23 protein-coding genes, 1 tRNA gene and 1 pseudogene are annotated in these 26,924 nt (G+C 47.9%); 15 read left to right on the forward strand and 10 right to left on the reverse strand.

From position 1 onward, the window contains the following. The first annotated feature begins 96 nt into the window (after positions 1–96). The 3 genes from rapZ to mgtE all read left to right on the forward strand — a co-directional run bounded on the left by rapZ (position 97) and on the right by mgtE (position 3,175). On the forward strand, positions 97–954 hold the full coding sequence (rapZ, locus tag EZMO1_RS20985; RefSeq protein ID WP_034878157.1) for an RNase adapter RapZ: 858 nt from the start codon (positions 97–99) through the stop codon (positions 952–954). Beyond that, the gene (locus EZMO1_RS20990) at positions 954–1,223 is read left to right on the forward strand and encodes an HPr family phosphocarrier protein (RefSeq protein ID WP_034878158.1); all 270 of its coding nucleotides are present in this window, start codon (positions 954–956) and stop codon (positions 1,221–1,223) included. The genes rapZ and EZMO1_RS20990 overlap by 1 nt, the downstream gene beginning before the upstream one ends. A gap of 593 nt (positions 1,224–1,816) precedes the next feature. Next, complete coding sequence (gene mgtE / locus EZMO1_RS20995) at positions 1,817–3,175, forward strand: magnesium transporter (protein WP_034878160.1); 1,359 nt, start codon at positions 1,817–1,819, stop codon at positions 3,173–3,175. A gap of 10 nt (positions 3,176–3,185) precedes the next feature. Here mgtE and EZMO1_RS21000 read toward each other — a convergent pair whose 3' ends face one another. Beyond that, entirely contained in the window at positions 3,186–3,578 is a 393-nt protein-coding gene (locus EZMO1_RS21000; RefSeq protein WP_051790457.1) for a thiol-disulfide oxidoreductase DCC family protein, read from the reverse strand. A 73-nt stretch (positions 3,579–3,651) separates the two neighbouring features. Further along, positions 3,652–5,007 (reverse strand): metalloprotease PmbA, encoded by a 1,356-nt coding sequence (gene pmbA / locus EZMO1_RS21005; protein ID WP_034878161.1) that lies wholly within the window; start codon positions 5,005–5,007, stop codon positions 3,652–3,654. 199 nt (positions 5,008–5,206) lie between these two features. On the opposite strand from pmbA, the gene yjgA reads away from it, so the two are divergent. Then, entirely contained in the window at positions 5,207–5,731 is a 525-nt protein-coding gene (yjgA, locus tag EZMO1_RS21010) for a ribosome biogenesis factor YjgA (RefSeq protein WP_051790459.1), read from the forward strand. A 3-nt stretch (positions 5,732–5,734) separates the two neighbouring features. Here yjgA and EZMO1_RS21015 read toward each other — a convergent pair whose 3' ends face one another. Both EZMO1_RS21015 and EZMO1_RS21020 read right to left on the reverse strand, forming a co-directional pair. Beyond that, complete coding sequence (locus tag EZMO1_RS21015; protein ID WP_082212290.1) at positions 5,735–6,466, reverse strand: glycerophosphoryl diester phosphodiesterase; 732 nt, start codon at positions 6,464–6,466, stop codon at positions 5,735–5,737. Positions 6,467–6,491: 25 nt separating this feature from the next. After that, positions 6,492–7,310 (reverse strand): class I SAM-dependent methyltransferase, encoded by an 819-nt coding sequence (locus EZMO1_RS21020; protein WP_034878162.1) that lies wholly within the window; start codon positions 7,308–7,310, stop codon positions 6,492–6,494. Between the two features lie 209 nt (positions 7,311–7,519). Between EZMO1_RS21020 and EZMO1_RS21025 the strand changes: the two genes are divergently transcribed. Together EZMO1_RS21025 and EZMO1_RS21030 are read left to right on the forward strand one after the other, a co-directional pair. Then, positions 7,520–9,106, forward strand: coding sequence for an FGGY-family carbohydrate kinase (locus EZMO1_RS21025; RefSeq protein ID WP_034878164.1), 1,587 nt, complete (start codon positions 7,520–7,522; stop codon positions 9,104–9,106). A gap of 301 nt (positions 9,107–9,407) precedes the next feature. Continuing rightward, a complete protein-coding gene (locus tag EZMO1_RS21030; protein ID WP_034878165.1) occupies positions 9,408–9,767 on the forward strand; it encodes a hypothetical protein in 360 nt (119 codons plus the stop codon). Between the two features lie 104 nt (positions 9,768–9,871). On the opposite strand, the gene EZMO1_RS28315 is transcribed toward EZMO1_RS21030, so the two are convergent. Both EZMO1_RS28315 and EZMO1_RS21045 read right to left on the reverse strand, forming a co-directional pair. Further along, a protein-coding gene (locus EZMO1_RS28315; RefSeq protein WP_420809906.1) for an IS1 family transposase occupies positions 9,872–10,629 on the reverse strand; the annotation gives its coding sequence in 2 pieces (ribosomal slippage) (positions 9,872–10,362 and positions 10,362–10,629; 759 coding nt in all). A 485-nt stretch (positions 10,630–11,114) separates the two neighbouring features. Further along, positions 11,115–11,190, reverse strand: a tRNA-His gene (locus tag EZMO1_RS21045). 623 nt (positions 11,191–11,813) lie between these two features. Between EZMO1_RS21045 and EZMO1_RS27030 the strand changes: the two genes are divergently transcribed. The 5 genes and pseudogenes from EZMO1_RS27030 to EZMO1_RS21075 all read left to right on the forward strand — a co-directional run bounded on the left by EZMO1_RS27030 (position 11,814) and on the right by EZMO1_RS21075 (position 15,991). Then, on the forward strand, positions 11,814–11,966 hold the full coding sequence (locus EZMO1_RS27030; protein WP_187300036.1) for a hypothetical protein: 153 nt from the start codon (positions 11,814–11,816) through the stop codon (positions 11,964–11,966). Between the two features lie 58 nt (positions 11,967–12,024). Beyond that, positions 12,025–12,782, forward strand: a protein-coding gene (locus EZMO1_RS28320; protein WP_420809911.1) for an IS1 family transposase whose coding sequence is annotated in 2 segments (ribosomal slippage) — positions 12,025–12,292 and positions 12,292–12,782 — 759 coding nt in all. Because the reading frame shifts where the segments join, the coding sequence is not laid out codon by codon here. 134 nt (positions 12,783–12,916) lie between these two features. Then, complete coding sequence (locus EZMO1_RS21060) at positions 12,917–14,104, forward strand: hypothetical protein (RefSeq protein ID WP_145912687.1); 1,188 nt, start codon at positions 12,917–12,919, stop codon at positions 14,102–14,104. A 42-nt stretch (positions 14,105–14,146) separates the two neighbouring features. Then, positions 14,147–15,253: pseudogene (locus EZMO1_RS21070) on the forward strand (IS3 family transposase). Positions 15,254–15,652: 399 nt separating this feature from the next. Next, positions 15,653–15,991, forward strand: coding sequence for a hypothetical protein (locus EZMO1_RS21075; RefSeq protein ID WP_034878172.1), 339 nt, complete (start codon positions 15,653–15,655; stop codon positions 15,989–15,991). 132 nt (positions 15,992–16,123) lie between these two features. Here EZMO1_RS21075 and EZMO1_RS21080 read toward each other — a convergent pair whose 3' ends face one another. Beyond that, positions 16,124–16,510 (reverse strand): SET domain-containing protein, encoded by a 387-nt coding sequence (locus tag EZMO1_RS21080; RefSeq protein ID WP_034878174.1) that lies wholly within the window; start codon positions 16,508–16,510, stop codon positions 16,124–16,126. A gap of 147 nt (positions 16,511–16,657) precedes the next feature. On the opposite strand from EZMO1_RS21080, the gene EZMO1_RS21085 reads away from it, so the two are divergent. After that, a complete protein-coding gene (locus tag EZMO1_RS21085) occupies positions 16,658–17,230 on the forward strand; it encodes a PhnA domain-containing protein (RefSeq protein WP_034878175.1) in 573 nt (190 codons plus the stop codon). Between the two features lie 67 nt (positions 17,231–17,297). On the opposite strand, the gene EZMO1_RS21090 is transcribed toward EZMO1_RS21085, so the two are convergent. After that, positions 17,298–18,392: a M20 family metallopeptidase gene (locus EZMO1_RS21090; RefSeq protein WP_034878177.1), complete on the reverse strand. Its 1,095-nt coding sequence runs from the start codon at positions 18,390–18,392 to the stop codon at positions 17,298–17,300. Positions 18,393–18,833: 441 nt separating this feature from the next. On the opposite strand from EZMO1_RS21090, the gene EZMO1_RS21095 reads away from it, so the two are divergent. The 3 genes from EZMO1_RS21095 (at position 18,834) to EZMO1_RS21105 (ending at position 24,085) form a co-directional block, all read left to right on the forward strand. Next, positions 18,834–19,817, forward strand: coding sequence for an ATP-grasp domain-containing protein (locus EZMO1_RS21095; RefSeq protein ID WP_051790462.1), 984 nt, complete (start codon positions 18,834–18,836; stop codon positions 19,815–19,817). Next, positions 19,804–21,297, forward strand: a complete 1,494-nt coding sequence (locus EZMO1_RS21100) for an ATP-grasp domain-containing protein (protein ID WP_034878785.1) — start codon at positions 19,804–19,806, stop codon at positions 21,295–21,297. The genes EZMO1_RS21095 and EZMO1_RS21100 overlap by 14 nt, the downstream gene beginning before the upstream one ends. 88 nt (positions 21,298–21,385) lie before the next feature. Continuing rightward, entirely contained in the window at positions 21,386–24,085 is a 2,700-nt protein-coding gene (locus EZMO1_RS21105; protein ID WP_051790463.1) for a M14 family zinc carboxypeptidase, read from the forward strand. A 40-nt stretch (positions 24,086–24,125) separates the two neighbouring features. Here EZMO1_RS21105 and EZMO1_RS21110 read toward each other — a convergent pair whose 3' ends face one another. Together EZMO1_RS21110 and EZMO1_RS21115 are read right to left on the reverse strand one after the other, a co-directional pair. Then, a complete protein-coding gene (locus EZMO1_RS21110; RefSeq protein ID WP_034878178.1) occupies positions 24,126–24,752 on the reverse strand; it encodes a glutathione S-transferase family protein in 627 nt (208 codons plus the stop codon). Positions 24,753–25,071: 319 nt separating this feature from the next. Beyond that, on the reverse strand, positions 25,072–26,883 hold the full coding sequence (locus EZMO1_RS21115) for a DEAD/DEAH box helicase (protein ID WP_034878179.1): 1,812 nt from the start codon (positions 26,881–26,883) through the stop codon (positions 25,072–25,074). Positions 26,884–26,924 lie beyond the last annotated feature (41 nt).

Genomic DNA, 26,924 nt, shown 5'->3' on the forward strand with positions numbered 1-26,924 from the left:
AAATAAAGAAACAGGTTTTAATCTCATTGAGTTACTCTATTATTCAATGAATAAAGCCTGTCATTCGATACATAAAGCTCCGCATATGGGAACCACATGAAACTCGTCATCATCAGCGGCCGCTCAGGTTCAGGAAAAAGTGCCGCACTGCATGCTCTTGAAGACCAAGGGTACTACTGCATAGACAACCTGCCAGCAGCGATGCTGAGCCAGTTACCAGAACAGCTCAGCGTAGGCTCCAATGAGCCTCCCAAGGTAGCGGTCAGTATTGATGTTCGTAATGTGCCCGGGGCACTTGAGCAATTCCCAAAGTTCCTGAAAAAACTGAAAGATCAGGGCATCGACTGTGAGGTGCTGTTTCTCGACGCCGATAGCGACTGTCTGATGAAACGATATAGCTCAACCCGAAGAAAACACCCGCTGAGCAACAAAAACGTATCCTTATCGGAAGCCATTGAACTTGAAAACAGGCTGTTGGCGCCGGTTGCCTCAGAAGCCAGTATTCGTATCGACACCTCACCAATGTCCGTTCATGATGTCCATGAGCAGGTCAAAAGCAGAGTCGTTGGTTCCAGCACCAAAAGCATGACTCTGATGATTCAGTCTTTTGGCTTCAAAAATGGTGTACCGATTGATGCAGATTTTGTGTTTGATGTTCGCTGCCTGCCAAACCCATACTGGGATGAATCTATTCGAAAATTCACTGGACTGGAAAAGCCAGTACAAAAATTTCTGGGGTCGGAGCCATTTGTGAAAGAGATGCTTGAGGATTTGAAACAGTTCGTAGACAAGTGGCTGCCACGATTTGAATCCGGACAGCGCAGCTACATGACCATCGCCATTGGCTGCACCGGCGGCCAGCACCGTTCCGTCTATATTAGTGATCAGCTGGGTGTCTGGTTTAGCCAACGATTCGACCGGGTTCAGGTTCGACATAGAGAGTTATCCAAATAATGATTCAAACGCAAGCCACCATCATTAACAAACTGGGTCTGCATGCACGGGCTGCGTCCAAGTTTGTCTCAACCACCTCCAATTTTACCAGTCAGGTCAAAGTGGGCCTGAATGGTCGCGAGGTCGATGGAAAAAGCATTATGGCAATTATGATGCTGGCTGCAGGTCAGGGAACCGTTCTCGACCTGACCTTTGACGGGGAAGACGAACAAGCTGCAGCTGAAGCTCTGAATAGCCTCATCAATGACTATTTTGGAGAAGGCGAATAGCACTCATTCTCGCACCCTCCGGACACAGGCGCTTCACTTCGTGACCGGAGCTTTCTAATCCTGCTATTCCTCCAAAAGCTCCTTATTCCAATAGGCACAACATTCACTGCACTTTACCCTGAACCATTGAGCGCTTCTGAATAAACACTACCTGTTTTAAAGTTGAGGCGTTATCCTGACGAATGACTATTAAGAAGCCGTCTTAAAAGTCTGCGCGTAGCGAGGATCAAGTGAAACGGAGGATAAAAAGACAATTTTGCGAGGCGAATAGCCAGCTATTTAACAAGCAAAATTGTCTTTTTAGACCCGTTTAACGCAGACCGCAGTAGCAGCATGACTTTTAAGACGGCTTCTAAGAGATAAGCAATCTGAACAAACAGCAGGAATGGGTAAAATAGCTTTGTTAAACATCCACTATAATCAATGACAGACCAGAATTGACGTGGTCTGTAGTACTAAAAGCTGCTACTTTCCCCTACCTGTAAACGCATAGGGGCTTTTCAACTGAGAACCAGCTTTTCTTACACAAGCAAGCCCCAAAGCCATTTAAACATTATGCATACTTCCTAAATAAACAACATCAGGCGTGCAATATGGTTCAGCAACTGCAACTGAGTATCGGTGATAAGGAGCTCAAAGAGCTTAATGATGCACTGGAACACGGTGTTTCGCCGGAACTCAGGCGCATGCTGAACAGTCTGCCCGCTGCCGATGTCGCCCACTTACTGGAATCATCTCCCCCCAAGCTTCGCAGCCTGCTCTGGCGTCTGATCGATCAGGAACAGGAAGGTGATGTACTGCAGGAACTCGGCGATGAAGTCAGGCAGTTCTTTCTGGATCGAATGAACATTGCCGAACTGAAAGCCATTACCGAAGGTCAGGACGTTGATGACGTTGCCGACCTTCTGCAGCAGTTGCCGGGAACGATCACCCGTCGCGTGCTTGATTCAATGGACAGCCAGGACAGGCACCGGGTTGAAGCGGTTCTGTCTTATCCAGAAGACACCGCTGGCGGGCTCATGAACACCGATACCATCACCGTACGTGCCAGCAATACGGTAGATGTGGTTCTGCGCTACCTGCGTCGCCACGATAAAATTCCGGAAATGACCGACAGCCTGTTGGTCGTCAATCGCCGGGATGAATACATTGGCTCTTTACCACTAACGACTCTTCTGACCACGGCCCCTTCTGCCTCGGTTTATGAGGTGATGCAAACCGATATCACCCCCATACCGGCCGATACCGAAGACACTCAGGTTGCCCAGATTTTTGAAAGACAGGATCTTGTTTCTGCGCCCGTGATTGATAACAAAGGCAAACTGCTGGGACGCATCACCATTGATGATGTTGTAGACGTTATTCGTGAAGAAGCCGAGCACTCCATGATGAGCATGGCAGGTCTTGATGACGACGAAGATACTTTTGCCCCTGTTTTCAAAACAGCCAGAAGACGCGCTATCTGGCTGGGCATCAACCTGATCACCGCCTTTATCGCCGCTTCCGTGATTGGCATGTTCCAGACCACCATTGATAAAGTGGTCGCCCTGGCGGTTCTGATGCCAATTGTTGCCGGTATGGGAGGCAATGCCGGAGGGCAGGCTCTGACACTGGTTATTCGGGGGATGGCGCTCGGACAGATCAGCAGCACCAACCTGCGCTGGCTGTTAAGTCGTGAACTGGCTGTCGGTTTTATGAACGGATTGTTATGGGCTGCTCTGGTGGCACTGATTGCCTACCTTTGGTTTAACGACCCTATTATTTCTCTGGTGATTGGCTGCGCCATGGTGATCAATTTAACCGCCGCCGTGATAGTGGGAGCCAGTCTTCCGGTCATTTTGAAATCGATGAACATTGACCCGTCGCTGGCAGGTACGATTATCCTGACCACCATCTCTGATGTGCTGGGCTTCTTCTCGTTTCTCGGACTGGCGACGCTCTTTTACGCATAAAAATATCAGACTATTGATCTCTCTTTGAAACAGAGCAGTCTGAACAACTGCCCGGATAACGTCCTTCCGACTTAAGCCTGAGAATCGTCAGCCCGTCATAACTCCAGCGCAAAACGGGCTTAATCACCGGCAAAGCCATCAGCTTTCCCAACCAACGCCAGCGCGGTAATTGTTCTAACAGCAGAGCATAACTGTCGATACTGACGAACGTATTGCCATCGCTGGTTTGCGTATGCAACTGCAACATAGCCTGTCGGGGATCTATCCCCCGCTCGTTCAATGCCTGTTCCTGACCAGTGATATCAAACCACTCCACCTCACAGGAAAAAGACGCATTGCGCCAGCGACTGACTTCCCGAACACATAAAGGACAGGCACCATCAAAATAAACCGTGATTTTCATTGAACAGTGCCTCCTTAAACTATCAGTTCCTTGAAGCGATCAACATCCAGAAGCTCTCAACCTCCAGAAACGATCAATCCCCGGCAACCATCATGCCTTCGACTAAAAGAGAGCCCACCTGAACATTACCCCGACGGTCAACATCACTACCCGCCGCCACAATGTTCATAAACATCTCTTTCAGGTTGCCTGCAATGGTTACCTCTGAAACCGGATACTGGATCACACCATTTTCCACCCAGAAACCCGCCGCACCGCGTGAGTAATCTCCGGTGACCGTATTAACCCCCTGCCCCATCAGCTCGGTAACCAGCAGACCTGTTCCCATCTGCTGCAAAAGCGCCTTCTGATCTCCGGCATTACTGTCGAGGAACAGATTATTCACGCCACCGGCATTCGCCGTGCTGGTCATTCCCAGCTTGCGGGCAGAGTAGGTGCCTAACAGATAGTTCACCAGCACACCGTCGGTAATAAAGTCCTTGGCACAGGTCGCAAGACCGTCATTATCAAAACTGGCAGAACCCAATGCCTTTTTCAGATGCGGCTGTTCATGAATCCGCACCCACTCCGGAAAAACCGGTTTATTCAGATGATCCAGTAAAAACGATGCCTGTCGATAAAGGCTGCCGCCACTGATCGCAGAAAGAAAATGAGACACCAGCCCGGACGCCACCTCCGCAGAAAACAGAACCGGCATCTGTCCCGTTGACACTTTCTGGCTTCCCAGACGCTGCACGGTGCGTTGAGCCGCTTTTTCACCCACCTCAACCGCAGACTCCAGCTCTACAGCGTCACGAGCAACGGTGTACCAGTAATCCCGCTGCATATCGTCGCCCTGCTGCCCAATCAGTACACAACTCAGACTGTGACGAGTAGACACATAGCTGCCAATAAAGCCATGACTGTTACCATAGACACGACAGCCCTGATGAGTGGAAACGTTAGCACCATCGGAATTGGCAATTTTTCCGTCAAACTGACGCCCGGAGTCTTCACACTTTAAAGCCAGCTCAATGGCATCAGCAGCTTCAACTCCCCATGGATGATAAAGATCGAGATCAGGCAGGTCGGTGGCCATAAGGTCAGCCTCTGCCAGCCCGGCATCCGGGTCTTCAGAGGCGTATCCGGCGATGTCACAGGCCGCTTTTACCGTTTCCCGAATGGCTTTGAGCGAACTGTCCGATGTACTGGCAGAACCTTTCTTTTTGCCACGATAAACCGTGATACCAAAACCCTGATCACGGTTGAACTCAACGGTTTCTACATCTCCCACCCTGACGCCAACAGACAGCCCGGCATCCAGACTGACTCCAACTTCACAGGCATCAGCACCCTGCTTGCGAGCTTCATCCAGAATATCGCTCACCAGCGTTTTCAAGCGACCTTCTTCTGCTTTCGGATCCAATTCAGCTTTGGTTGTTGCGCCCATGAAACACCTGCATTCCGGTTTTATAAAAATGTTCCCCTAAATCCTACCTGCTAAAGCGGACTTTGTGAAAAAAACACGTCGTCTTCTCTTGGAATAGAGTAAAATGCGTTATCCCCTATCAAACAGCTACCAGTCTGGCAAACCATTCTTACCCCTTGGCTGCCTGAGTAGCTGCAGTGACAGATAAAGTGAATGTGTAATGTCTGAACAGAAATTTGACGAATTTGGCGACCCAATTGAGGAGATCATTTACGTCAGCCGCGCCGAGCTCAAGCGTGACATGAAAGAGCTGAAAGATATGGGCGAACGGCTGATGGAAATGAAGCCTTCGCTATTGGATAAATTACCCCTGGGCGAGCGCCTGCGGGCTGCCCTTGATGAAAGCAAACGCATCAAGAGCCACAACGCCAGAAAACGTCATCTAGGCTTTATCGGTAAACTGATGCAGGACGAAGACCTTGAACCTATCAAGGAACTGCTCAGTCGCCTCGACTCTTCCAGTGAAGAGTTCAACCGTCGCTTCCACCAGCTTGAACGCTGGCGTGATCGCATGATCAGCGGCGACAACAAAGTCCTGACCGACTATCTGGAACAGCACCCGGAAGCTGACCATCAGCATATTCGCCAACTGGTTCGTAACGCCAAAAAAGAAGCGGAACAAAACAAGCCACCGGCATCAGCACGCAAACTGTTTAAGTACCTGCGTGAAGTAGACGAGCTGTAAGCCTCACTTCAAATCCTGCGGACAGTCTGAAAAAATACCGTCTACGCCCCAGCCCTTTAGTCTGCTGAAGAGCTGGGTGTCATTAACGGTATAACAGTAAAGCTCATACCCTGCAGATTTCACATTCTTTGCGCCTGCTTCTTTCAGCTTTTTAGCATTGACATGAATACTGACAGCGCCAACCTGCTTTGCTTTGTGACGCCAGCTGCGAGGCAGGGTTTCAAACAGGCAACCAATACGGTATTCCGAACGCCTTCTGAACAGCACCAGAGCCTTATGGTTAAAGCTGGATACCAGTAGCTTGTCCGACGGGAAATTTTCCCGCTCCAAAGCAGTGACTACCCGATCAACCAGCAGGTGCAGATCACAACGGTTGGGTTTTAATTCAAGATTCAACCCAAGACCCAGATCCTTGATAAGCCTGAGCGTTTCATCTAGCTGAGGAACCCGCTCTCCCTGCCATTGCCCAGAATGCCACCCCCCGGCATCAAGAGACTTCACAGAGTCGAACGTCTGCTTTTTCAAATGCCCCCGACCATTCGTCGTTCGATTCAATCGAGGGTCATGAAACATCACAGCCGAGCCATCACCCAGTAATGTCACATCCAGCTCAATCCACTCCAGCCCCAACTCCGCCGCCTTGCGAATACCGGCCAGCGTATTTTCCGGAGCCAGGCTTGCCACGCCGCGATGACCAATCACTTCACTCATCAACAGGCTCATCGATATTTCCATTTAACAGCTTCCAGGACTGTTTACATTAACAGGGTTTTCTTCCGGCGCAATGTACAAATCTGGGCAAAGAGACAACACTGTCCGGCTGATTACAGAACTGCCTCAAGTCACTTAACAACTGGCGAAACTCGTCTTTCTCCAGCAAGCCTTCTTCCAGTAAACCTTTCCGTAACGTTTCCATGGTCAGTGGCACAAATTGTTTGCCTTCACCTTCCAGGTACACCAAATTTTCTACTTCTATATTAATGTGCAGAAATTTTTGCTTACGCAACATGGATGGTAGCCACTGACCGCAGTCAGAATGACCGCCACGAACATCAATAATCCGCGCCAACAACTCCGCACTCTTTTGATAGGCATCATTATCAGGCCAGCAGTACTGCCCTTCACAATCGATGGTTTGTGCGATGAACAGGCCGCCCGGTTTCAGATAACGACTCAGTTTCCGAATGGATGTTTCCGGATCTGCCAGATGTTCAAGAAGATGGCGGCAATACACCACATCAAACTGCTGATCAAAAGACACGCCGTCTTCCTCAAGATCCAGAACCTGAAAGCTTACACCACTGGTGTCCGAGAACTTTTTCCGGGCCAGCTCAATAGTCTCTTCGTCCATATCAAAGCCAGTCACGCCACCGTCACTGCCCAGAAAGTCTTTTAAATGACGGGTAATCGATCCAGCACCGCAACCTGCCTCCAGACAGCTCATACCTTCACGTACACCCTGGGATACAAGAAAGTTATAGCTTGATGGCCAGCTGAGTCGGGTAAGAACCTCCAGGCGGGAGGCTCCAAGAACGCCGTGAACAAACGCATAATGCAAACTTCCCAATGTCTCCGTCATTTCACTACTGCCTTTTAATTGTGTTTAGAAAGCCAATACATATCAGTCAGGTACTCACACCAATCACAGGTAGCTGTCCAATGAACCAGAAATATTGAATTCCGTCTGAACAGTTACTTATGCAACAAATACAGGGTAGATCATTCAGAGCGACTTTTTTGTCTATGCTAGAAGCCTGTGGGACTATTGATAACAGACAGGTAATCTCGATGGATGATGTACTGCTCAGCATTGATGTCGGAAGTGGCAGTCTGCGCTGCGCTCTGACGACCACTGACGGGAAAATTCTGGCGCAGCAAAAACACCCGATTCGCTGTTGGAAACCGGCGGGCAAAATGGCTTTTTCATCGGATGATATCTGGAGTGGTCTGGTGGACACCATCAAGAACCTGATATCACTGTCCAGTTATGAACCCGACTGCTTAAAAGGCATAGGGCTTGATGCCAATGCGTCCATGCTGTTTTTAACGGCGGATATGAAACCCATTGCCTTACCGGATAACCCTGAGTGCGACATCTATGGCTGGATGGATCACAGGGCACTGCCGCAGTCGGAACAGTTTTCCTCCGTTATGCAACGCTCCGGCAGCAACCAGAGAATGATTCCGGAAACCAATATCGCCCGCGCCCTCTGGTTAAAACAGACTCATCCGGAACTCTGGAAACAGTGTTACTGCATCATCGATCTCAGTGACTATCTGGTCTGGAAACTGACCGATATGCTGACTTACACCAACAGTTCACTGTCTCGCCGCTTCGATGACCAACTGATTGAAGCCCTGGACTTTGTTGATGTGAAAGAGCGTCTGCACGGCATTCACCTGCCTATTGGCAATGCCGTCGGAGAGGGCTTGAGCAAAGCAGCAGCAAAATCATTAAAACTTCCTGCTGGCATTCCAGTAGCCAGTGCCATAACCGATGGCTATGGCGGCACGCTGGCGACCGTCATGTCACGACACATAAATGAGCCGGTCAACACTTCGGATGTTGCATTGAAACGCCTGAGCATGATTGTCGGAACATCCACCATTTACATTGCTACAAGCCTCCGGCCTGTCAACATTTTCGGGACATGGGGCCCCACTCCTTCTGTTCTGCAAGGGCTCTACCATAATACCGTTGGTCAAAGTGCCGCAGGTATTCTGCTGGATTACATACTGGTCAACCACCCTGCCAGTGATCTAGCCAGCAACAGAGCAAGACAAAAAGGACTCAGAATTACTGAATACCTGAACGCACGGCTTGAGGAGCTTGCAGGAGAAGAACCCGTCGCCTGCCTGACGACAAACCTTCACATGCTCCCTTACTTTGCAGGCAATCGAACACCCAGAATGAATATGACACTGACAGGAATGATCAGCGGACTCGTTCTCGATAACAGTGAAGAAAACCTTGCGCTGCATTATCTATGCGCCATTCAGGCTCTGGCACTGGGTGCCCGCCACAACATCGAAACACTGATATCAGCAGGGTATGAGTTTGATCTGTTGACTCCGGCAGGTGGTCTGGCAAAAAACCCTCTGTTTCTGGCAGAACACTGTAACGCGAGTGGCCTGCCAGCCGCCATTCCAGAGCAGCCTGACGCCATGCTGTTATCCGGAGCCATGACTGCCGGGCTGGCTGCCGGACTCTATCCTGACTGGGTGAGCGCGATTCAGTCTGTCAGTCGTTATGAAGAAATCATTAATCCGGATCCGGATCTGACGGATTACTACGAGAGAAAGTACTGTGTCTTTCTGGAAATGTATGAAGACCAGATGAAATACAGGAAAGTAATGAGTGGGGAAGGATATTAATAAGCCTCCAGTTTAGAGAATTACGTGTACCAAGGTACTTCATAAAACCCGCTAAGATAGGGTTTTATGAGTTCCTATTGTCCTGAGATGCCCTAATATTACCATTTAACGGCAAATACAGGGCTACCAAAGCACATAGACCTGCCAGAAATACGTGATTTCAGGTCCAAATCAGTGGGTTTAATGAAGCAGGCTTCCAAAAGTGGCTGCGGAATCCATTGTGCTGCAATGCCTAAGACGAACTTAAATAAGTTGTACTATTGTACACATAATTCTCTAATGTGGAGTTATAAATACTGTTATGATTAAAAGCGGCATATTTGTGATTGTTTCACTATTTTCTCCTGCGGTGCTGGCTGCCTATAAATGGATTGGCCCGTTTAATTTAGAAGAAGTTTATCTCTGGCATTATGATGCTTATGCCCTCACCTCTGTCAAGGTTGCCCAATCGGATATAAAAACCGGTTGTGCTTATAGTGATAATGCAAGGGTGTATAGTTATTGGGCTAAATCTTCTATTAATTTTTATAACACTAGCTGGCTATCAACGGCTCTTGCAGCACATGTCCATAAGAAGAAAGTGATGCTTTTTGTAGATCAAACTAACTGTAGCCGCGTGGCTGGCGCTCATATTAATGGAATAAAAATATTACTTGATTGATGTTCTAGAATTATTTTTAGTTTTCTGTACTCTAGTTTAGAGAATTATAAGCACGGAAGTTCTGTATTTTTCGAATAAGAATAGAGGGTAGTGGGCCAGAACTGTTATATCGCGTGAATATTGACCCCAAACTCAACTTTATTAATCAATAATCCAATAACAATATCGTGCATCTTTTCGAGCTTTGAAAAACAAATTGTCTTTCTGGCCAACCGTTTAATCCAAGTCCGAAAATTAAGGTTTTTACGCTCTATCTTCTGAGTGTTTGCTTTACCAATAATATGCATGTTTTCATCAAGGTGTCGCTCATAGGCTCCCCAATCATCGGTGTAAAATTTATTAATACCAAATGGCTTCAGAAGTGTTTTGAGTTCTTTAAAAACTTCATCTTTCCGTTTTCCGAAAACATAAGCAAGCACGGTATTTGTAGCGTGATCAACAGCATACCAAAGCCAGCGTTGGTTCGATTTATCATGAACATACGACCACTGCTCATCTAGCTCAGCCTCTTGGCAGACAAGCCCTACATGAATAATTGCATCTGACTTGAGATCAATAGTTTGAATATTTGGGTTGACCTTTACCAGACCGCTTTCTTTTTTTTTAGAGTCTTTATTACTGTTGTCTTGCTTATTCCGAGTACTTTACTTGTATCCCTGATTCCGCTGCCATTTATTGCCATATCGATGATTTTTTCTTTAACGCCAGGCTCACAGGCCTTGTAGCGATATTCAAGCATGAAGGTTTTGATTTCACATTTGTCATTACAGCAATAGTATCGTGGAACATCATGAGTGCTGTATCCGAAAGGCCGAACTTGGTTACTGCCACATGTTGTACAGAGGACTTGCGTAAGGCACATTTTTAAACCGCATTTTTCAAAGTTGCCGAATGTCGTATTTTAGCAGACAGGGCTAGAATCACAGAACTGTGCCACTACCGAATAGAGTTAAGAAACTGTTTCACCTACCAAGGGAAAACGGCTGCCATGCTCACTTCAGAACAAAGAACAATCCTTCAGGAGCTTTCTCTTTATACTTATACGACATTTCTTATCGGTGTCGGGTACGCAGCTGCTGGAACCGATATGAACAAAAATTGGAGCTGACATCAGAGGAAATAGACGATAGTACGGACAGTATTTTGCCGAAAGCGGCATACTTCTTAAGAAAAGGAAGTGTACTGACTGTTTGGACAGACTGCTAAACAGCAGGCTGAAGGACTGGTTTTCGTGAAGAAAAAATCTAACCAAACAGTCGTACATTTAAAACTCTAAAGTAGAGCAATAAGCTATACGTACTTACAAACAAAAAAACCGCTACCTGAACGGCAACGGGTTTTAAAATTTGGGGTGGACAATGGGGCTCGAACCCACGACCGCTGGAATCACAATCCAGAGCTCTACCAACTGAGCTATGCCCACCACAATTTGTCTTTTCGGAAGAAGAAGCTGCTTTGCTGGCCGCCTCAACCAGACGCCGCTTAGTATAAGGATTACGCTTTGCTATGCAAGCTTTTTTTCATCTTTAAAAACAACCACTTGAGAGAGGCATTAAGAGCTAACCATAGATCAGGTCAAAGAAGAGCCGCCGGAGCCTCGATACCTGAAGCTGTTTAACCTTGTCACAACCGATTCAGATGACACTGACTGTCTGATAACCCGAAAAGCTGCTCGATAAGCCTTAAAGACGACTACTGACATATATAAGTATTCAAACAGAAACCCTTAATGTAAAGAGTGACAACAACGTTTTATGTTGATCAATTCCTTTAGATAAATAATCGTCCAATTGACCGTACAGAAATTATAATTACCAGTTATCAACATCCTATTTAAACCAGCTTCCAACAGTCAGGAACCTCTCAAGCATAAAATGAAGCCACAAAAATCCATTGGGTGAAAGTCTCATACTGACCATTTTTTCTGGGCTTGCCGTCCGTGGTTTATACAGCAGCTACAAATTTTCTCTGGACTTACATAGGAACGGCCAAACACCGCTATGATGGTTACTGTAAAAGATACCGCAACAGTGAAAGGCCGCCCCGATGCAAGTATGTCAGCCACTAGCTGAAGCCGCCAATTCTTCTTGTCATGCTATCCAACAGCTTGAGCAAAAACTGGCCGTTCTTCGTCAGGAACACAGCCCAATCAAGCACTTTGAAGACTATGAAGGTGAGGGTAGTGGCACAGTTCTGTGATTCTAGCCCTGTCTGCTAAAATACGACATTCGGCAACTTTGAAAAATGCGGTTTAAAAATGTGCCTTACGCAAGTCCTCTGTACAACATGTGGCAGTAACCAAGTTCGGCCTTTCGGATACAGCACTCATGATGTTCCACGATACTATTGCTGTAATGACAAATGTGAAATCAAAACCTTCATGCTTGAATATCGCTACAAGGCCTGTGAGCCTGGCGTTAAAGAAAAAATCATCGATATGGCAATAAATGGCAGCGGAATCAGGGATACAAGTAAAGTACTCGGAATAAGCAAGACAACAGTAATAAAGACTCTAAAAAAAAAGAAAGCGGTCTGGTAAAGGTCAACCCAAATATTCAAACTATTGATCTCAAGTCAGATGCAATTATTCATGTAGGGCTTGTCTGCCAAGAGGCTGAGCTAGATGAGCAGTGGTCGTATGTTCATGATAAATCGAACCAACGCTGGCTTTTGTATGCTGTTGATCACGCTACAAATACCGTGCTTGCTTATGTTTTCGGAAAACGGAAAGATGAAGTTTTTAAAGAACTCAAAACACTTCTGAAGCCATTTGGTATTAATAAATTTTACACCGATGATTGGGGAGCCTATGAGCGACACCTTGATGAAAACATGCATATTATTGGTAAAGCAAACACTCAGAAGATAGAGCGTAAAAACCTTAATTTTCGGACTTGGATTAAACGGTTGGCCAGAAAGACAATTTGTTTTTCAAAGCTCGAAAAGATGCACGATATTGTTATTGGATTATTGATTAATAAAGTTGAGTTTGGGGTCAATATTCACGCGATATAACAGTTCTGGCCCACTACCAAGGTGAGATCCATAAACTCTTTATCGAAGCAGAGCAAAGCGTTCTGGCAGAAGACCTGACCGGGCTTGATATTGACGTTCCTGCGATTGAGGTAAGCGGTGTCTGTTACCATCGGGTGTTGCGATCTTCAGAAACTTATCAATCCGCTGTCGGCCCTGTCCGGGTTTTGCGTACGCTCTATCGTAACGGTAAGGATCACTCTATCATCCCTTTGGAGCTACAGGCAGGTATTGTAGAGGGGTATTGGACACCAAAAGCAGCTAAACAAGCTGTCTGGATGGTTGCGCAAATGCCTCCCGGAGAGGCTAAAAGCCTACTTGATCTGATAGGGAACATGACGCCCTCGGAAAGCTCTCTGGCCAGACTACCCAAAAAGTTCAATGCGCAGTGGGAACCCAATAGGGAAGCCTTTGAAGACTTTCTCTGGGAAAGCGTCAAGGTTCCTGAAGAAGCTGTGACTGCGGCCGCTTCTCTTGATGGCGTCATGTTGCCGATGAAAGATGGTAAACGTCAGGAAAAGCGGGAACAGAATAGAGTCGATGGCAAGCGAACCCGTGGCCCTGCTGGCTGTCAGGAGGCCAGTTGTGGAACATTGTCGTTTTACGATGCACAGGGTGAACGCCTCTCAACGGTCAGGATGAGTCGAATGCCTGAAAGCAAGAAAGTGACTTTGAAACAATCACTCTCCGCACTCCTGAGCGAAGCTCTTCGACAGAGGCCAGATCTGACGCTTGTTAAAGTCGCTGATGGGGCAAAAGACAACTGGACCTACCTTGCCAATGAACTCCCTGAAGGTCACGAGGTTGTAGACTTCTATCATGCCGCAGAGCACCTGAAGAAAGCGTTTGACCTGTCCTATGGTGAAAACAGCAACAAATCCAGAGAAAAGTTCATCACCTATCGCCACATCCTCAAAGAGGAGCCCGAAGGTGTTGAAAAAGTCATCAAAGCTCTGGCTTACCAGCATAAACGACACCCTCGTCGATCGAAGTTGAAAACAGAGCTGGAGTACTTCAGAAGTAATCGAACCCGCATGAACTATGCTGAACACTTGTCGCACAACTTGCCAATAGGCTCAGGGGTTATTGAGGCTACTTGTAAAACCTTGGTAACGCAGCGAATGAAGTGTTCTGGAATGAGGTGGCGGCATCCCGGAGGCCAAGGTATTTTGACAGCAAGGTCATTAATTCAGAGTGGCATGTTCGACAATGGCTGGAAGTTACTGGCGGTGACCTACTGCGCCAAGGTCACGGAAGTGGGTATGGACAATATGATGGACCCCATAAACTGGACAGGTAGCTAAGTTAAGTTTTCTGGCTGTAAGATGACCCTGCAGGAGGGAATCATGACAGCAAAAAGAAAACGACATAAGCCCGAATTTAAGGCACAGGTAGCACTCGAAGCCTACAAGGGCGAAAAGACCATAAACCAGCTGGCAAGCGAACACGAAGTTGCAGCCGTTCAGGTTAGCCAGTGGAAGCGACAGCTACTCCAGGGGGTTCCAGAAGTCTTCGGCAGGGCACGGCCAGAGGTAGATCCAGATGCGCTCACTGCCCCCTGTATCAGGAGATCGGACGGCTTAAAATGGAGCTGGACTGGTTGAAAAAAAAATCTGGCAATGTCCATTGATGACAAACGGAGATGCATAGACCCGGATCACTCGAAGATCAGCATTCAGCGCCAATGTGAACTGGTTGGGTTAAGCAGGTCAAGCTGGTATTACCAAGCTTCTCCAGCTTTGGAAAGCCCTGAGAATCTGAATCTGATGAGGCTCATTGATGAGCAGTATACACGTACACCGTTTTACGGCAGTCGTAAGATAACTGCATGGCTGAATGAGCAGGGCTTTCCGGTCAACAGGAAGCGTATACAGCGACTTATGAGGCTGATGGGCATACAGGCTGTCGGACCAAAACCGGGCACAAGCCTGAGAAACAAAGAGCATAAGGTTTACCCGTACTTGTTGAACGGCGTTGATATTGTGAGACCCAATCAGGTCTGGAGTACTGATATTACGTACTGCCCGATGCCTCAGGGGTTTATGTATCTGGTTGCCATTATTGACTGGTACAGCCGTTACGTGGTCAGCTGGGAGCTGTCGAACACACTGGATGCAGACTTCTGTATTCATGCGCTGGGTCGAGCTTTGGAACAAGGTGAACCTGATATATTCAACACTGACCAAGGGTGTCAGTTTACCAGTAATGATTTTCTGGCACCTCTTCAGGAACGGGAAATACGTATCAGCATGGACGGGAAAGGGCGAGCACTGGATAACATTTTTGTCGAGAGGCTGTGGCGCTCCGTCAAACATGAATGGCTGTACACGCATGAATTTCAGACTGTTCCAGAGCTTTATACTGGGCTGGATGAATACTTTGAGTTTTACAACACTGAACGATTACACCAGTCGTTGAGTTATAAAACGCCTAAGGCAATTCACTTTGCATGAGGGCTTTGGACCACTGCCAGGACTTAACTTAAATTTGTTGGTTTACTGTCTTGACAGTGGGGTCCACCATACAATGTCATCCCATTCCCCATGCAGAAAGGTGACTTGGAATTATAGTACCAGTCAATATGAGACTTTCACCCAATCCATTTCTTCATTCAATTCATAAAAAACGACAATCACTTATGTAATGAAACCTAACAAAGTCTCAAATAAATTTAAGAAATAGAATGGATAAATAAATAATTACTGTGATAAAAATGCAATCAAAAAATTCATTGATCTGAAACAGTTTTAAAACCATTGTTGTTTATCTTTTCAGCTTGAAAAAAAATTATTTGGAATGTTAAAGTCTTTTCCATCTTGACCCCATGCTTCAGATTATAAATTGAGGACAACATGAAAAAAATCGTGACTGGCGTTGCTGCTACCCTGGCTGTTTCTTTTGCTATGAACGCTGCTGCTGTTGACCGTATCGGTTTTCAGGCTCGTGAGCGTCTGGAGCGTGAAACTGCAGAAATGACTGAAAACCTGAGCCTGTCTGCAGAACAGTCTGAAAAAATGCTGGAAATCAAATCTGTACTGTTCGCCAGCAACCGTGATGCCCGCAACGAACATGGCGCAGGTTCCGCTGAATTCAATGAAGCTCGCAAGCAAAACATGCGCGCTTTCCAGAAAGATCTGCAGGACACTCTGACTGAAGACCAGCTGAAAAAGCACCGTTCCAGCCGTTCTTAATTCTTTCTTTAATGATTTTCAGAATGACAAATTCATCTGAAAATGAAAAAGAAAATCAAAAACCCGGAATAGCTTCCGGGTTTTTGGGTTTTCCCTGATCATCATTCAAATACGCTTTTCAATAACCTTTCGTTATTCAATCCATTTAATTTCTTCTGCATTCCACAGTGGCGATTTATCTTCGGGGGCACCGTTATAATTAATGGTAATTTCTTCATTAGCCGGAATATCCCTGAGCGCCACGAACTCCAGCATCTGATCATCCAGATCAATACGATAGAGGGCATTAGGCGTATAGGAATGGTTATAGATAGAGCCAAACCCCAGGGCAATGGCACCATCCTTCTGATCCTCACCCCAGCAGAAGTAGTAATTGAATAACATCGTACTGTCGAGCAAAGCCGTTTCTTCTTCGGGTATCACCAGCATTTCACAGCGCTCAATTACCTGATCCCGCTGAATCTTTTTGGAAGAGTATACACCCCGCCCCTTCGCATCCCTGGTGGCTACGTACAACATTATTCATTCCTTTTATTGTTATACTAAATACGTTTTATTTTCATCAGAAGCCCCAACCTGTTTGTTGCTAAACAAATGACTGAGTACTTATAATCCGCCCACTTCTAATCCTGCCACTTTTTTGTGACATTCCCAAGGTTCTCTACCATGAGCATTGAAAGCACCCTGCTGCAACGCTGCGACTCCAAATGCGAGCTGTGCACTGCCGACAAACATCTGGATATCTTTGAGGTCCCACCGGTCACTGAATCATCCGCTGACCGCTCAGTGATGATCTGTGAAACCTGCCGCACCCAGATCAGCCAGACAGAAAGTCTCGATACCAACCACTGGCGCTGCCTGCACGACAGCATCTGGAGTCCTTACCCTGCCGTTCAGGTAGTCGCCTGGCGTTTGCTGAATCAACTGTCCTCTGAAACCTGGGCTCAGGACTTGCTGGATCAGATGTATATGGATGAAGAAACCCAGGAGTGGGCAAAAGACGGTATACCAGAGGAAGACGACGATACGCCCCCAACACTGGACTGCAACGGCACCCGCCTTGAAGCAGGCGACACTGTTACCCTGATTAAAGATCTGGTCGTAAAAGGTGCCGGGTTTACAGCCAAGCGCGGAACAGCAGTTCGAAACATCTCCCTAACGTCCAATCCGGAACATATTGAAGGCCGTGTAAATGGTACCCGTGTCGTTCTGGTGAGCAGCTATATGAAAAAATCCTGACGTTATATATAGATCAACTATTGTATTCACCTGTTGCTCACAACAGGTGAACACAATGAAATGTTATCTACTGAGCGCTCATAACCATTCCAGACAAAATGGTCGTCACTTCCCGAATTCGCTGCTCAAAACTGGCCTTGCTGGCACGTTCATGAATCGTATGATCGCCATCACCAAAAGGACCAAACCCGTCCAGTGTCGGGACACCTGCTGAAGAAGCCACATTCGCATCACTGACCCCGCCGCGCTTTTCCACCGGCAGCGCATAGCCAAGCAGCCCCTCAATTTCATCCAGTAACTGCTGTTGTCCGGGCGAGCTTTCCATCACATCGCGCTGCAAGCCTCCTGACATTTTGACAGATACACCTTCGACCGAGGGCTTACTCAACAACTGATCAATAGCTGCCAGCACTCTGTCACGCTCAGAGCCACAGGTAAAGCGAAACTCAATCACCAGATGCGCGTGCGGAGAGACTGTATTGGCGCCAATACCACCCGACATTTTGCCCACATTCACCGTCGTACCCAATTCAAGATTTGTCAGGCTGGTCAGGTCAATCAGCATTTGAGCCGCCGCTAAATTGGCATCACAACCATCGGTATAATGATTACCGGCATGAGCGGCCTTGCCAGTAAAATCCAGATAAATAGTGGCAACACCTTTGCGGGCAATCACCACTTCGTTTCCGGCTCCCGCCGCTTCAAAAACAAGACAGGTATCGTATGCTTTCACCAACTCAGCGGTCAGGTGCTTACTGTCATCACTGCCGGTTTCTTCATCACTGACCAGCAACATATCAATATTGTGCAGGCCACCATATTGTTGATGCAGATTGCGCAATGCGTTCAGGGCAATCCAGTTGCCACCTTTCATATCACAGACACCCGGGCCATAAACCCAGCTGTCATCTTCTTTAAACTGTTCAAACGTACCTGCAGGAAACACGGTATCCAGATGCCCCAGCAACAGCACCTTTCGTCCATCCTGTTTCGGAGCAGTAAAATGCAGATGGTCACCTATCTGATTCCGTCGGTAGTGCGTTGTGTGATAACCCAGAGACTCCATCCATCGGGCAAAAACCCGACCATTTTCATCAACGCCGGGTTTATTTTTCGTATAGGAATTCAACGCAACAAGTGAAGCTAATTCTTTGAAATCCACTTTTTTAACAACCGTATGATCTTCTTAAATCCGTTTTGGACAAACAGCCATGGTCGTAAATATTAACCTTAAAAACAACAACGAGGGTAGTGACTGGATGTAAAAATCTGTTAATAAATTAAATATAAAAAAACATAATTAACAGGTTAACTTTCACTCTGAAAAGCGATATATTTCGATACCATCAGGTACAGCCAAACGACACCAACCACCTGTAATACATGGTCAGGCAAGATGGGTCGGCTGTTCTTTTGGGGGAAAGAAATAGTCTGATTACCAAACAACCAGATCAACATTTGCATAGCTCATCAACAAAAAAACAACCACTTGATGACAACGTTTGTTATCGGTTTTGTCCTGCATTTTATGCAATCGGCAACCAGCTATTACCTGGTCTGAGATAACTGAATCACAAATTACTCAGCATTGCAGGACACCACTATGTCTAAGTACACCGTTGGACTCTGGCTTTACCAGAATGGCGGAGGCGACGTCATCCAGCGAAAACTGATAGACCGGTTACGGGAACGGGATATCGGCGTTATTTCAGGGTTAAATCTTGCTCAGGCAATGGCACACGAGGGCTCCATCATATGTAACGGCGTGTTGATGGAAGATCTGGATCTGTTTTATACCTATAACGCAGGCCAGCAGACCCAGTACCAGATGTATCTCTATGAAATGCTGGATCGCTGCATTCCCATCATTAACAACTACAAAGCCTTCGCCCTGACCGAAGACAAATTCAAAACATCACACCTGTTAAGACGTCACGGTATTAATACACCGGATTATTGCCTGTGCCGTCATAACAATCTGGAAGCGCTGCGAGCGAGCATGTCTGACTGGGGAGGTCGGGCAGTGTACAAACCCACCGATGGCTGGGGCGGCACCGGCATCGTCAGGCTCGACAATGTCGATGCACTCGACATGCTCCAGCCGTTTATTAACCAGATTGATGTGCAGCACTTTTTTGTCGAGCGGTTTATTAAAAACGACCACACTGATTACCGCATTGATATCGTCGATGGCGAGTTCGTTGGCTGTTATGGCCGCAAAGCCCCGAAAGACGACTGGAAAACCAATATCACCAGCGGCGGCAGTGTCATTAAGCGAGAGCCTAATGATGAAGTCGTAAAACTTGCCCTGAAAGCAGCGGCCGTCACCGGACTGGAAATAGCCGGCGTTGACCTGATCTACGATCAGGAACGGGAAGAATACGTTGTACTGGAAGTGAACGGCATACCGGCCTTTGCTACACCGGACCAGGAAGAGTTCGGTCTGGATTTTAACGACCTCAAGATTGAAAAAATCACCAACCTGATTGAACGAAAAGTCACCGTCAACAAACTGCTGGACAAGACGCTGCAAAACAGCAGTGCCGCAGATAACACGGTGGAGGAGCTGGATCATGCCATCGGTTAAAGGAAAGCTGCCCACTATTGGCCTGCTGTATCTGGATCATGTAATGCGCTTTTTTGACCGGTCCAACTTCAGAGGCTGGCCGGATAAAATAGAAACCGTCGTTTATCACTGGGGCAATGACAAGCAACGCTTTATCAATGAAGTAAAGCGTAAAAAGATTGATGTGCTGATTGGCAATATTCCTGCCACGGCTTATGAAACCTTCAGGGAAATAGCCCGGGCTTTACCCGGGGTGACATTTATTCCGGACATGGACACCCAGTTTTCCAATAAGTCCAAGGAGAACGTCACTCATTTCTGTGAAAAATACAACCTGCCAGCACCGGCTACCCGAATTTTCTATGAACAGGATGAAGCCAGAGCCTTTCTGAGCACAACCCGGTTCCCGAAAATCATTAAACGCTCCTATGGTCCATCGAACTACGGTGGTTATTACGTTCATAAAGTGGACAGCGAAGCTGAAGCTCTGGAGTTGCTCACCGAGAAGCGCTATTACCCGGCCTATATTCAGGATTTCATTCCAATGAAGGCTGACATCCGGGTAATGCTGATTGGTCACAAACCCGTTTGCGCGTTCTGGCGACGCCCGCCCGAAGGCGAGTGGCTGACCAACACCTCTCAGGGTGGCAGCATGGACTACATGAATGTACCGGCAGAAGCACTGGAACTCGCGGTCAGGGCTTCCAAAGCGGCTAATGCCGAATACTGGGCGTGTGATATTGCCGTTAATTTTGACGATGAATACCGGATTCTGGAATGTGCAACAGCCTTTGCTGCCTTCCCTTACGTTCGGGACTGGATTGGCCAGTACCTGATGTGGAAACTGTCGTCTGGCACAATGCCCGGACCACATATTCCTTTGTATAACTGGGAAGAACTGGGCAAAATCTCGTCTTCGATTCTGCGCACCATGCGCTACATTACCTTTGGTCAGACAACTGATCTTCAGGCAATGACGGACACCTGTGAAACCTATGACGCTATGGACGACGATGGATATCCCGTTATCGATACTCATAACCGTTATCAGGAGGAGTGGCCCAGCGAACAATGGAACCGGCAGGACAACTATACACCTTCCTGTCGGGACAGCTATGCGTCTTCCCGCCAACCTGATCCTGTGCAAGCTGAAACACGGTTAGCAGAACAGCTGGCAGACACTGGTATTGAAGACACTGTTATTCCTGCTCCTATTGAAATAGAAGTATCGGAAATAACGCTTGAGCCCGAGCCAGTTACAGTCGAAGCTCCGGAAACGTCACCCTTTGATCTTTCTGAACAAAAGCTTGTAGAGGTACTTAGCGGAGCAAGAGGCATCAGTCAGGGGCTGGCACTGGATATCATCAACAACCTGGGAGCAGACAAGGTAGTCCATGCGCTGAGATACGAACCCAGCCAATTGATGACCGTCAGAAATATCAAGGCACGAAAGCTTGCTCACATCCTTAAGTCTTGGGAAAATCATCTTCAGAATTATTAACGTCGTTCGTCGTTTTGGTTCAGGAAAATAAAGCAGAGGCAACCATTAGGTTGTCTTTGCCCTTCAAAAATAACAAACCTGAGACCCTATGAAGCAACAATATATTTCGTACCGTGAAACCATCGAGTTTCTCAATAAAGCAATGGGGGAACACCCCGACCTGATTCGCCTGCAAAGCATTGGAGAAACCTGGGAAGGTCGCCCGATCATGCTGGTGACAATCTCTAACGATGTCGCCTATGCCAATGAAAAGCCGGCACTGCTCTACACCGGTACTATCCACGCACGAGAGTGGATAGGCATCGAGCTGGCCACCCAGTTTATTCAGTACGTTATTGACCACTACAAAACCAACCCGAAGCTGTTCAATGCATTAACCCGAAACACTCTGTACATGGTGCCCTGCCTGAACCCGGACGGTTTTGAATATTCCCGCCGCCATTTCTCCTTCTGGCGCAAAAACCGAAGAGACAACGGCGATGGTACCTTCGGTGTGGATCTGAACCGCAACTTCTCGGTGCGCTTTAAAAAAAGTCAGGATACCAGTTCCAATATTTACGGCGGGCCGGAAGCTTTCTCGGAGCCGGAAACCCGGGCTATCAAAGATTTTGTAGATACTCATCCCAATATCACCATTGCCCTCGATTATCATTCTCAGGGTAATGTGTTCTTTCCGGCACATAAGTTTAATCACGAAGAAGAAATAGAAGGCACTGACCTTAACCAGCTCAGCGCCAACATGGCCAGCGAGATCAGTAAGGTAACAGGCCGCCAGTACGGCATTCATAGGGGCAAGCCACCACTCAACCTTATACACGGCAGTGGGCGTGAGTATTATTACAACAGAGGTATCCTTGCCACTGTCGTAGAAGTAGGCACCCGAAACATTCCTGACTACCTGATCAATATGAAACAGAGCGTGGATGAAAACATTCCTGCTGTTCTTTACGCTCTGGAGTCAGCCATAAACTATTCATCAAAAGCACCAGCAAGGGTCTCTGACTTCCGGGCAGAGCAAATTGGTACTAATGAAGTGCATTTGAAATGGGAGCACACAAGCCAGTCAGACTGTTTCTTTGAAGTTTATCGAACCCCTTCTCCCAAACACCCATGCACCAATGCTAACCGTATAGCCATCACCCGCGCACACTTCCACAAAGACATTCAGCTCAACAGCGGTAAACGCTATTTTTATACAGTCAGGGCAGTGGACCGGGCCAGTGGCATCAAATCCCCGTTTACCCCCGCACTGAAGCTCAAAACTCAGCTAAACAGTGATGAGTTTTCACACACCCTGTTTCCGGCAAAAACCGATGTCGGTTATGTGGGTGAAAAAACCACCTCCCTCAACAGCAAACACTTCGGGCACAACTCCCTGTTTGTCGGCATCAACGAGAACAAAGGGCACTGCCTCGGCGTTATTGCTTACAATCTGGAAAACCTGCCTGCTGATACGCACATCAAAACCGCACGTTTTTCTCTTTATCCGATGAACCGCGTGAACGCGAAAATCGAGAAATACGGTGAATGGTCAGTATCCATTATCGACGCCAGTGAGATAAGCGACATCACCAGCTATGAACAAATTGCTAACGCAACGGTTATCCAGACGTTGGGTGACACTATTCCCTCCGATCAGCTGACTCAGGGAATTTGGACAGAATGGGACTTCACCGGTATCGAGCGGCGTATTCTTCAGCAACAAATAACCTCTGGTCGAATCATTCTTCGCATTGAAGGCCCCGATTCTCTGCCGAGAGGCCACGATTCCCAGATAATGCAGTTTGATATCGGCTATGGTCGCTTTGGCGCAGGTATTCATTATCGTCCTAATCTGGAGATCATCTACACACGAAATAGCCAGCAGCTGAATCTGGAGCCGGATAGCCTGTACACCATAGCCCGGGAAGACGTCATTGAGGGCGAGCTGAAGTCAGGCTTTGATAATCATGGCGACAAAGTGTATGGGCACCTCAGCTTTAATCTTGATCAGCTACCTGATCCGGAAAAGACCGTTGTCACCGAAGCCTATGTGGAACTGAAAGCAAAGAACCGGCTAAAAACCCGCAAGGATATTCGCTTTACCATTGAGATGGCCGAGCTGGAAGAACTGGCCTACGACGATGTTCTGAATCGTCAGCAAATAGAATACCTTGGCTATGAAGTCAGCAATACCGACCTGAAAGCCAGCCCTGCCCACTGTTTCATGTTCGACAGCTACTGTCGTCAGATTCTGGAGCAGTTGCACAGCCGCAATATGCCTGTATACCTGATTGTTCGCCCGACCACACCCAGCCAGGAACGCAACGCTATCATTGACTGGCATGGAAAAGGTGAAAACTGGCAGGCAAAGCTCGTCATCAAATACATCGAACGTCGCAAAAAGCCGCTACCGGCACCGACAGAACTAACAGCGTCTATCGACAGGGATTCCGGTCGAACCCGCCTTACCTGGAAACGTCCGGATGATCCGGATTTTGTAGGCTGCTATGTGGTCAGAAACCGTTTCCACCCACCACGCTCACCACTGGACGGCGTAAAGCTTTATGGTGGTAAAGACGAATACACACTGGACGACTTTGGTAATCCGAATATTGCCAAATATTATTCTGTCTTCAGCTATGACAACGTACCCAACTATTCAACACCGGCCACGGTGCTGTTCAGTCTTAACGAAGTCATACCTATCAGTGAAGATGAAGACTTTGAAACACAGGAAGATGAAGAGGAACGCCTGAGTCAGAGTAAAGAATCTGTGGAAATGGAAGAAACATCATTATCCAGCTGACCCGATAAAAAACAGGGAGCCAATGCTCCCTGTATTGTTTCTATTTCGCTGTTGCCGCTGCCGCTGCTTTTATGCATGCGGGTCTTGCATAGAGTCTGTCACGATAACCCCGGTACTTCTGAGGAATATCCAGTTCAAACCGGACAGCCCAGTTAATGGTTTGTGCCAACAGAATATCGGCACAGGTAAAGCGGTTCCCCACTGCGTATTCCTGACCATCCATATGATGATCCAGCGCATTGAATGATCGTTTGAGTTCCCACAACACCGTGTTGAAAATAGCCTCTACCCGATACTTCTCTGGCAATACAAACCGGTGTTTTCCGGCTGTCCACAAAGGCTGTTCGAGATCAGACAGGACAAAAAAACAAAACTCGTCGTATTTTGCCCTCATAGCATTGTCGTCCAGTGGTGCAAGCTGTTTTTCCGGAGCAAGGGAGGCAATGTAATTCACCATCGCAGCACTCTCCGTGAGCACCAGATCACCATGAACCAGCGTAGGGACTTTTCCCTGAGCATTTAAGGAAAGATAAGAAGGGTGCCGGGTACCCCCTTCATCAGGCTGCCCGATTTTGACGTGATGATATTGATAGTCAAGTTCAGCTTCTTCCAAAGCCCACAGGGCTCGAAATGAGCGCGCCTGACCAGAGCCGTACAAACTAATCATAGTGTTATCTCTTTATTATGCCGGATTAGTGTTTGCCTATTTTGCGCCCTTGCTGATTTATTGAAAAGCCCTCTTTTGAAGAGTTCTTTAAAAGCGCTAAGTAGCTGACCGTTCGGAATCGAATATTTCTGGCTAATTGATCAAGTGCTATGCAAGGCGCAACGTCGGGAGCATAGCAAGCTATGTGACCAGAGTTGTAACGCCGCAGAGTGCTTGAGCAAGGAGTCAGAAATATATGATTTCGTGCGGTCAGATACTTACAAAAAAAGCGGATACCCAATCGCTCAGGTATCCGCTTTTAACGCATTAAGCGTCGAACTTATGAATGCTCTTCACGATGACGTGGACGTCGGGAAGCATTGCTCTTGGAAGAGTTGCTGCGACGGTCACGATCACGGCGGAATTCACCATCACGACGACGGCGGCGAGGACGCTCTTCACGTAAGGTACCATCATCAACCCACACGCTCATTTCCAGCGGCTTGTTGCGTACTTTCACCTGCTTCAGAGAAGACAGTGTGGAATCATCCATACCTTCTGGCAGGTAGATCGAAGAGCAACGCTCGAACAGACGGATATGACCGATGTTTTTGCCAGGAATCTTGCTTTCGTTAGCAATCGCGCCAACCAGGTCACCCGGGTTGATACCCTGTTCACGACCTACTTCAACACGGTAGCGAACCATGCCTTCGTTGTCTTCACGACGGTCACGACGAGGACGATCACCACGGTCACCGCGCTCTCCACGATCACCACGACGGTCATCACGCTCACGACGCTGACGCTGTTGACGCTCTGGCTCTTTACCATCCGGGAACGGACGTTCTTTCTGAGCCATGAAGCACAGAGCAGCCGCCAGATCTTCAGGGCTCATGTCGCCTTCGGTCATCAGTTCGTTAACGATGTTGCGGAAGTCAGCCAGCTTCTCGTCACCCAGCTCCAGAGACTTGGTCACGTCTTCCTTGAACTGACGAATACGCATGTCACGTACGTCACGCATGGAAGGCAGACGCATGTCGTCGATACGCTGACGGGTAGCGTTTTCGATAGCGCGCAGCATACGACGCTCACGATGAGTAGCGAACAGGATCGCCGTACCCTGACGACCTGCACGGCCGGTACGACCAATACGGTGTACGTAAGCTTCGGTGTCGTAAGGAATGTCGTAGTTAACAACGTGAGACATACGCTCAACGTCCAGACCACGAGCCGCTACGTCGGTAGCGATCAGGATGTCCAGGGAGCTCTTCTTCAGACGATCGATAACCTTCTCACGCAGCGCCTGAGACATATCACCGTTCAACGCAGCCGCAGAGAAACCACGGGCTTCCAGCTTTTCAGCCAGCTCAACGGTCGCAGTTTTGGTGCGCACGAAGATGATCATGGCGTCGAAAGGCTCGACTTCCAGAATACGGGTCAGGGCATCCAGTTTGTGGTAGCCGCTTACCATGCACACTTTCTGGGTGATGGTATCAACCGTCGCAGTCTTGGACTTGATCTCAACAGTCACCGGATCGGTCAGGTGAGTGTCGGCGATCTTGCGGATCTGACGAGGCATGGTGGCGGAGAACAGGGCAACCTGACGCTCGCTTGGCGTCTGTTCCATGATCCATTCGATATCGTCCACAAAGCCCATGCGCAGCATTTCGTCGGCTTCGTCCAGAACCACGGCTTTCAGATCATCCAGCTTCATGGAGCCACGACGCAGGTGATCCATGACACGGCCCGGAGTACCGACGATAACCTGAGCGCCACGCTGCAGACCACGCAGCTGACCGCGCATGTCCTGACCACCGTAAACCGGCAGAACGTGGAAGCCTGGCATATGACGGGCATAGCGCTGGAACGCTTCTGCCACCTGAATGGCCAGCTCGCGGGTTGGAGCCAGAACCAGAATCTGGGGATGACGCTTTTTAACGTCTACACGGGACAGCAGCGGCAGAGCAAACGCAGCGGTTTTACCGGTACCGGTTTGTGCCAGACCCAGCAAATCCCTACCTTCCAGCAGATGAGGAATACTTTGCGCCTGGATAGGAGAAGGGGTTTCGTAACCAACGTCCTGTACAGCTTTAATAACTGCAGGGGCAAGAGGCATTTCCGCAAAGGAAGGAACGGTTTCAGTATCGGACATCGAGTGCTCCGTAATTAAGGCTTATATAAGAACCAGCGCGG

It is taken from the genome of Endozoicomonas montiporae CL-33, from assembly GCF_001583435.1.
In the GTDB taxonomy this organism is placed as follows: Bacteria; Pseudomonadota; Gammaproteobacteria; order Pseudomonadales; family Endozoicomonadaceae; genus Endozoicomonas_A; species Endozoicomonas_A montiporae.

Bases quoted from the DNA above. Each gene is read 5' to 3' on its own strand.
- rapZ (WP_034878157.1), top strand. From the start codon at position 97: ATGAAACTCGTCATCATCAGCGGCCGCTCAGGTTCAGGAAAAAGTGCC.
- EZMO1_RS20990 (WP_034878158.1), top strand. From the start codon at position 954: ATGATTCAAACGCAAGCCACCATCATTAACAAACTGGGTCTGCATGCA.
- mgtE (WP_034878160.1), top strand. From the start codon at position 1,817: ATGGTTCAGCAACTGCAACTGAGTATCGGTGATAAGGAGCTCAAAGAG.
- EZMO1_RS21000 (WP_051790457.1), bottom strand. From the start codon at position 3,578: ATGAAAATCACGGTTTATTTTGATGGTGCCTGTCCTTTATGTGTTCGG.
- pmbA (WP_034878161.1), bottom strand. From the start codon at position 5,007: ATGGGCGCAACAACCAAAGCTGAATTGGATCCGAAAGCAGAAGAAGGT.
- yjgA (WP_051790459.1), top strand. From the start codon at position 5,207: ATGTCTGAACAGAAATTTGACGAATTTGGCGACCCAATTGAGGAGATC.
- EZMO1_RS21015 (WP_082212290.1), bottom strand. From the start codon at position 6,466: ATGGAAATATCGATGAGCCTGTTGATGAGTGAAGTGATTGGTCATCGC.
- EZMO1_RS21020 (WP_034878162.1), bottom strand. From the start codon at position 7,310: ATGACGGAGACATTGGGAAGTTTGCATTATGCGTTTGTTCACGGCGTT.
- EZMO1_RS21025 (WP_034878164.1), top strand. From the start codon at position 7,520: ATGGATGATGTACTGCTCAGCATTGATGTCGGAAGTGGCAGTCTGCGC.
- EZMO1_RS21030 (WP_034878165.1), top strand. From the start codon at position 9,408: ATGATTAAAAGCGGCATATTTGTGATTGTTTCACTATTTTCTCCTGCG.
- EZMO1_RS27030 (WP_187300036.1), top strand. From the start codon at position 11,814: ATGCAAGTATGTCAGCCACTAGCTGAAGCCGCCAATTCTTCTTGTCAT.
- EZMO1_RS21075 (WP_034878172.1), top strand. From the start codon at position 15,653: ATGAAAAAAATCGTGACTGGCGTTGCTGCTACCCTGGCTGTTTCTTTT.
- EZMO1_RS21080 (WP_034878174.1), bottom strand. From the start codon at position 16,510: ATGTTGTACGTAGCCACCAGGGATGCGAAGGGGCGGGGTGTATACTCT.
- EZMO1_RS21085 (WP_034878175.1), top strand. From the start codon at position 16,658: ATGAGCATTGAAAGCACCCTGCTGCAACGCTGCGACTCCAAATGCGAG.
- EZMO1_RS21095 (WP_051790462.1), top strand. From the start codon at position 18,834: ATGTCTAAGTACACCGTTGGACTCTGGCTTTACCAGAATGGCGGAGGC.
- EZMO1_RS21100 (WP_034878785.1), top strand. From the start codon at position 19,804: ATGCCATCGGTTAAAGGAAAGCTGCCCACTATTGGCCTGCTGTATCTG.
- EZMO1_RS21105 (WP_051790463.1), top strand. From the start codon at position 21,386: ATGAAGCAACAATATATTTCGTACCGTGAAACCATCGAGTTTCTCAAT.
- EZMO1_RS21110 (WP_034878178.1), bottom strand. From the start codon at position 24,752: ATGATTAGTTTGTACGGCTCTGGTCAGGCGCGCTCATTTCGAGCCCTG.
- EZMO1_RS21115 (WP_034878179.1), bottom strand. From the start codon at position 26,883: ATGTCCGATACTGAAACCGTTCCTTCCTTTGCGGAAATGCCTCTTGCC.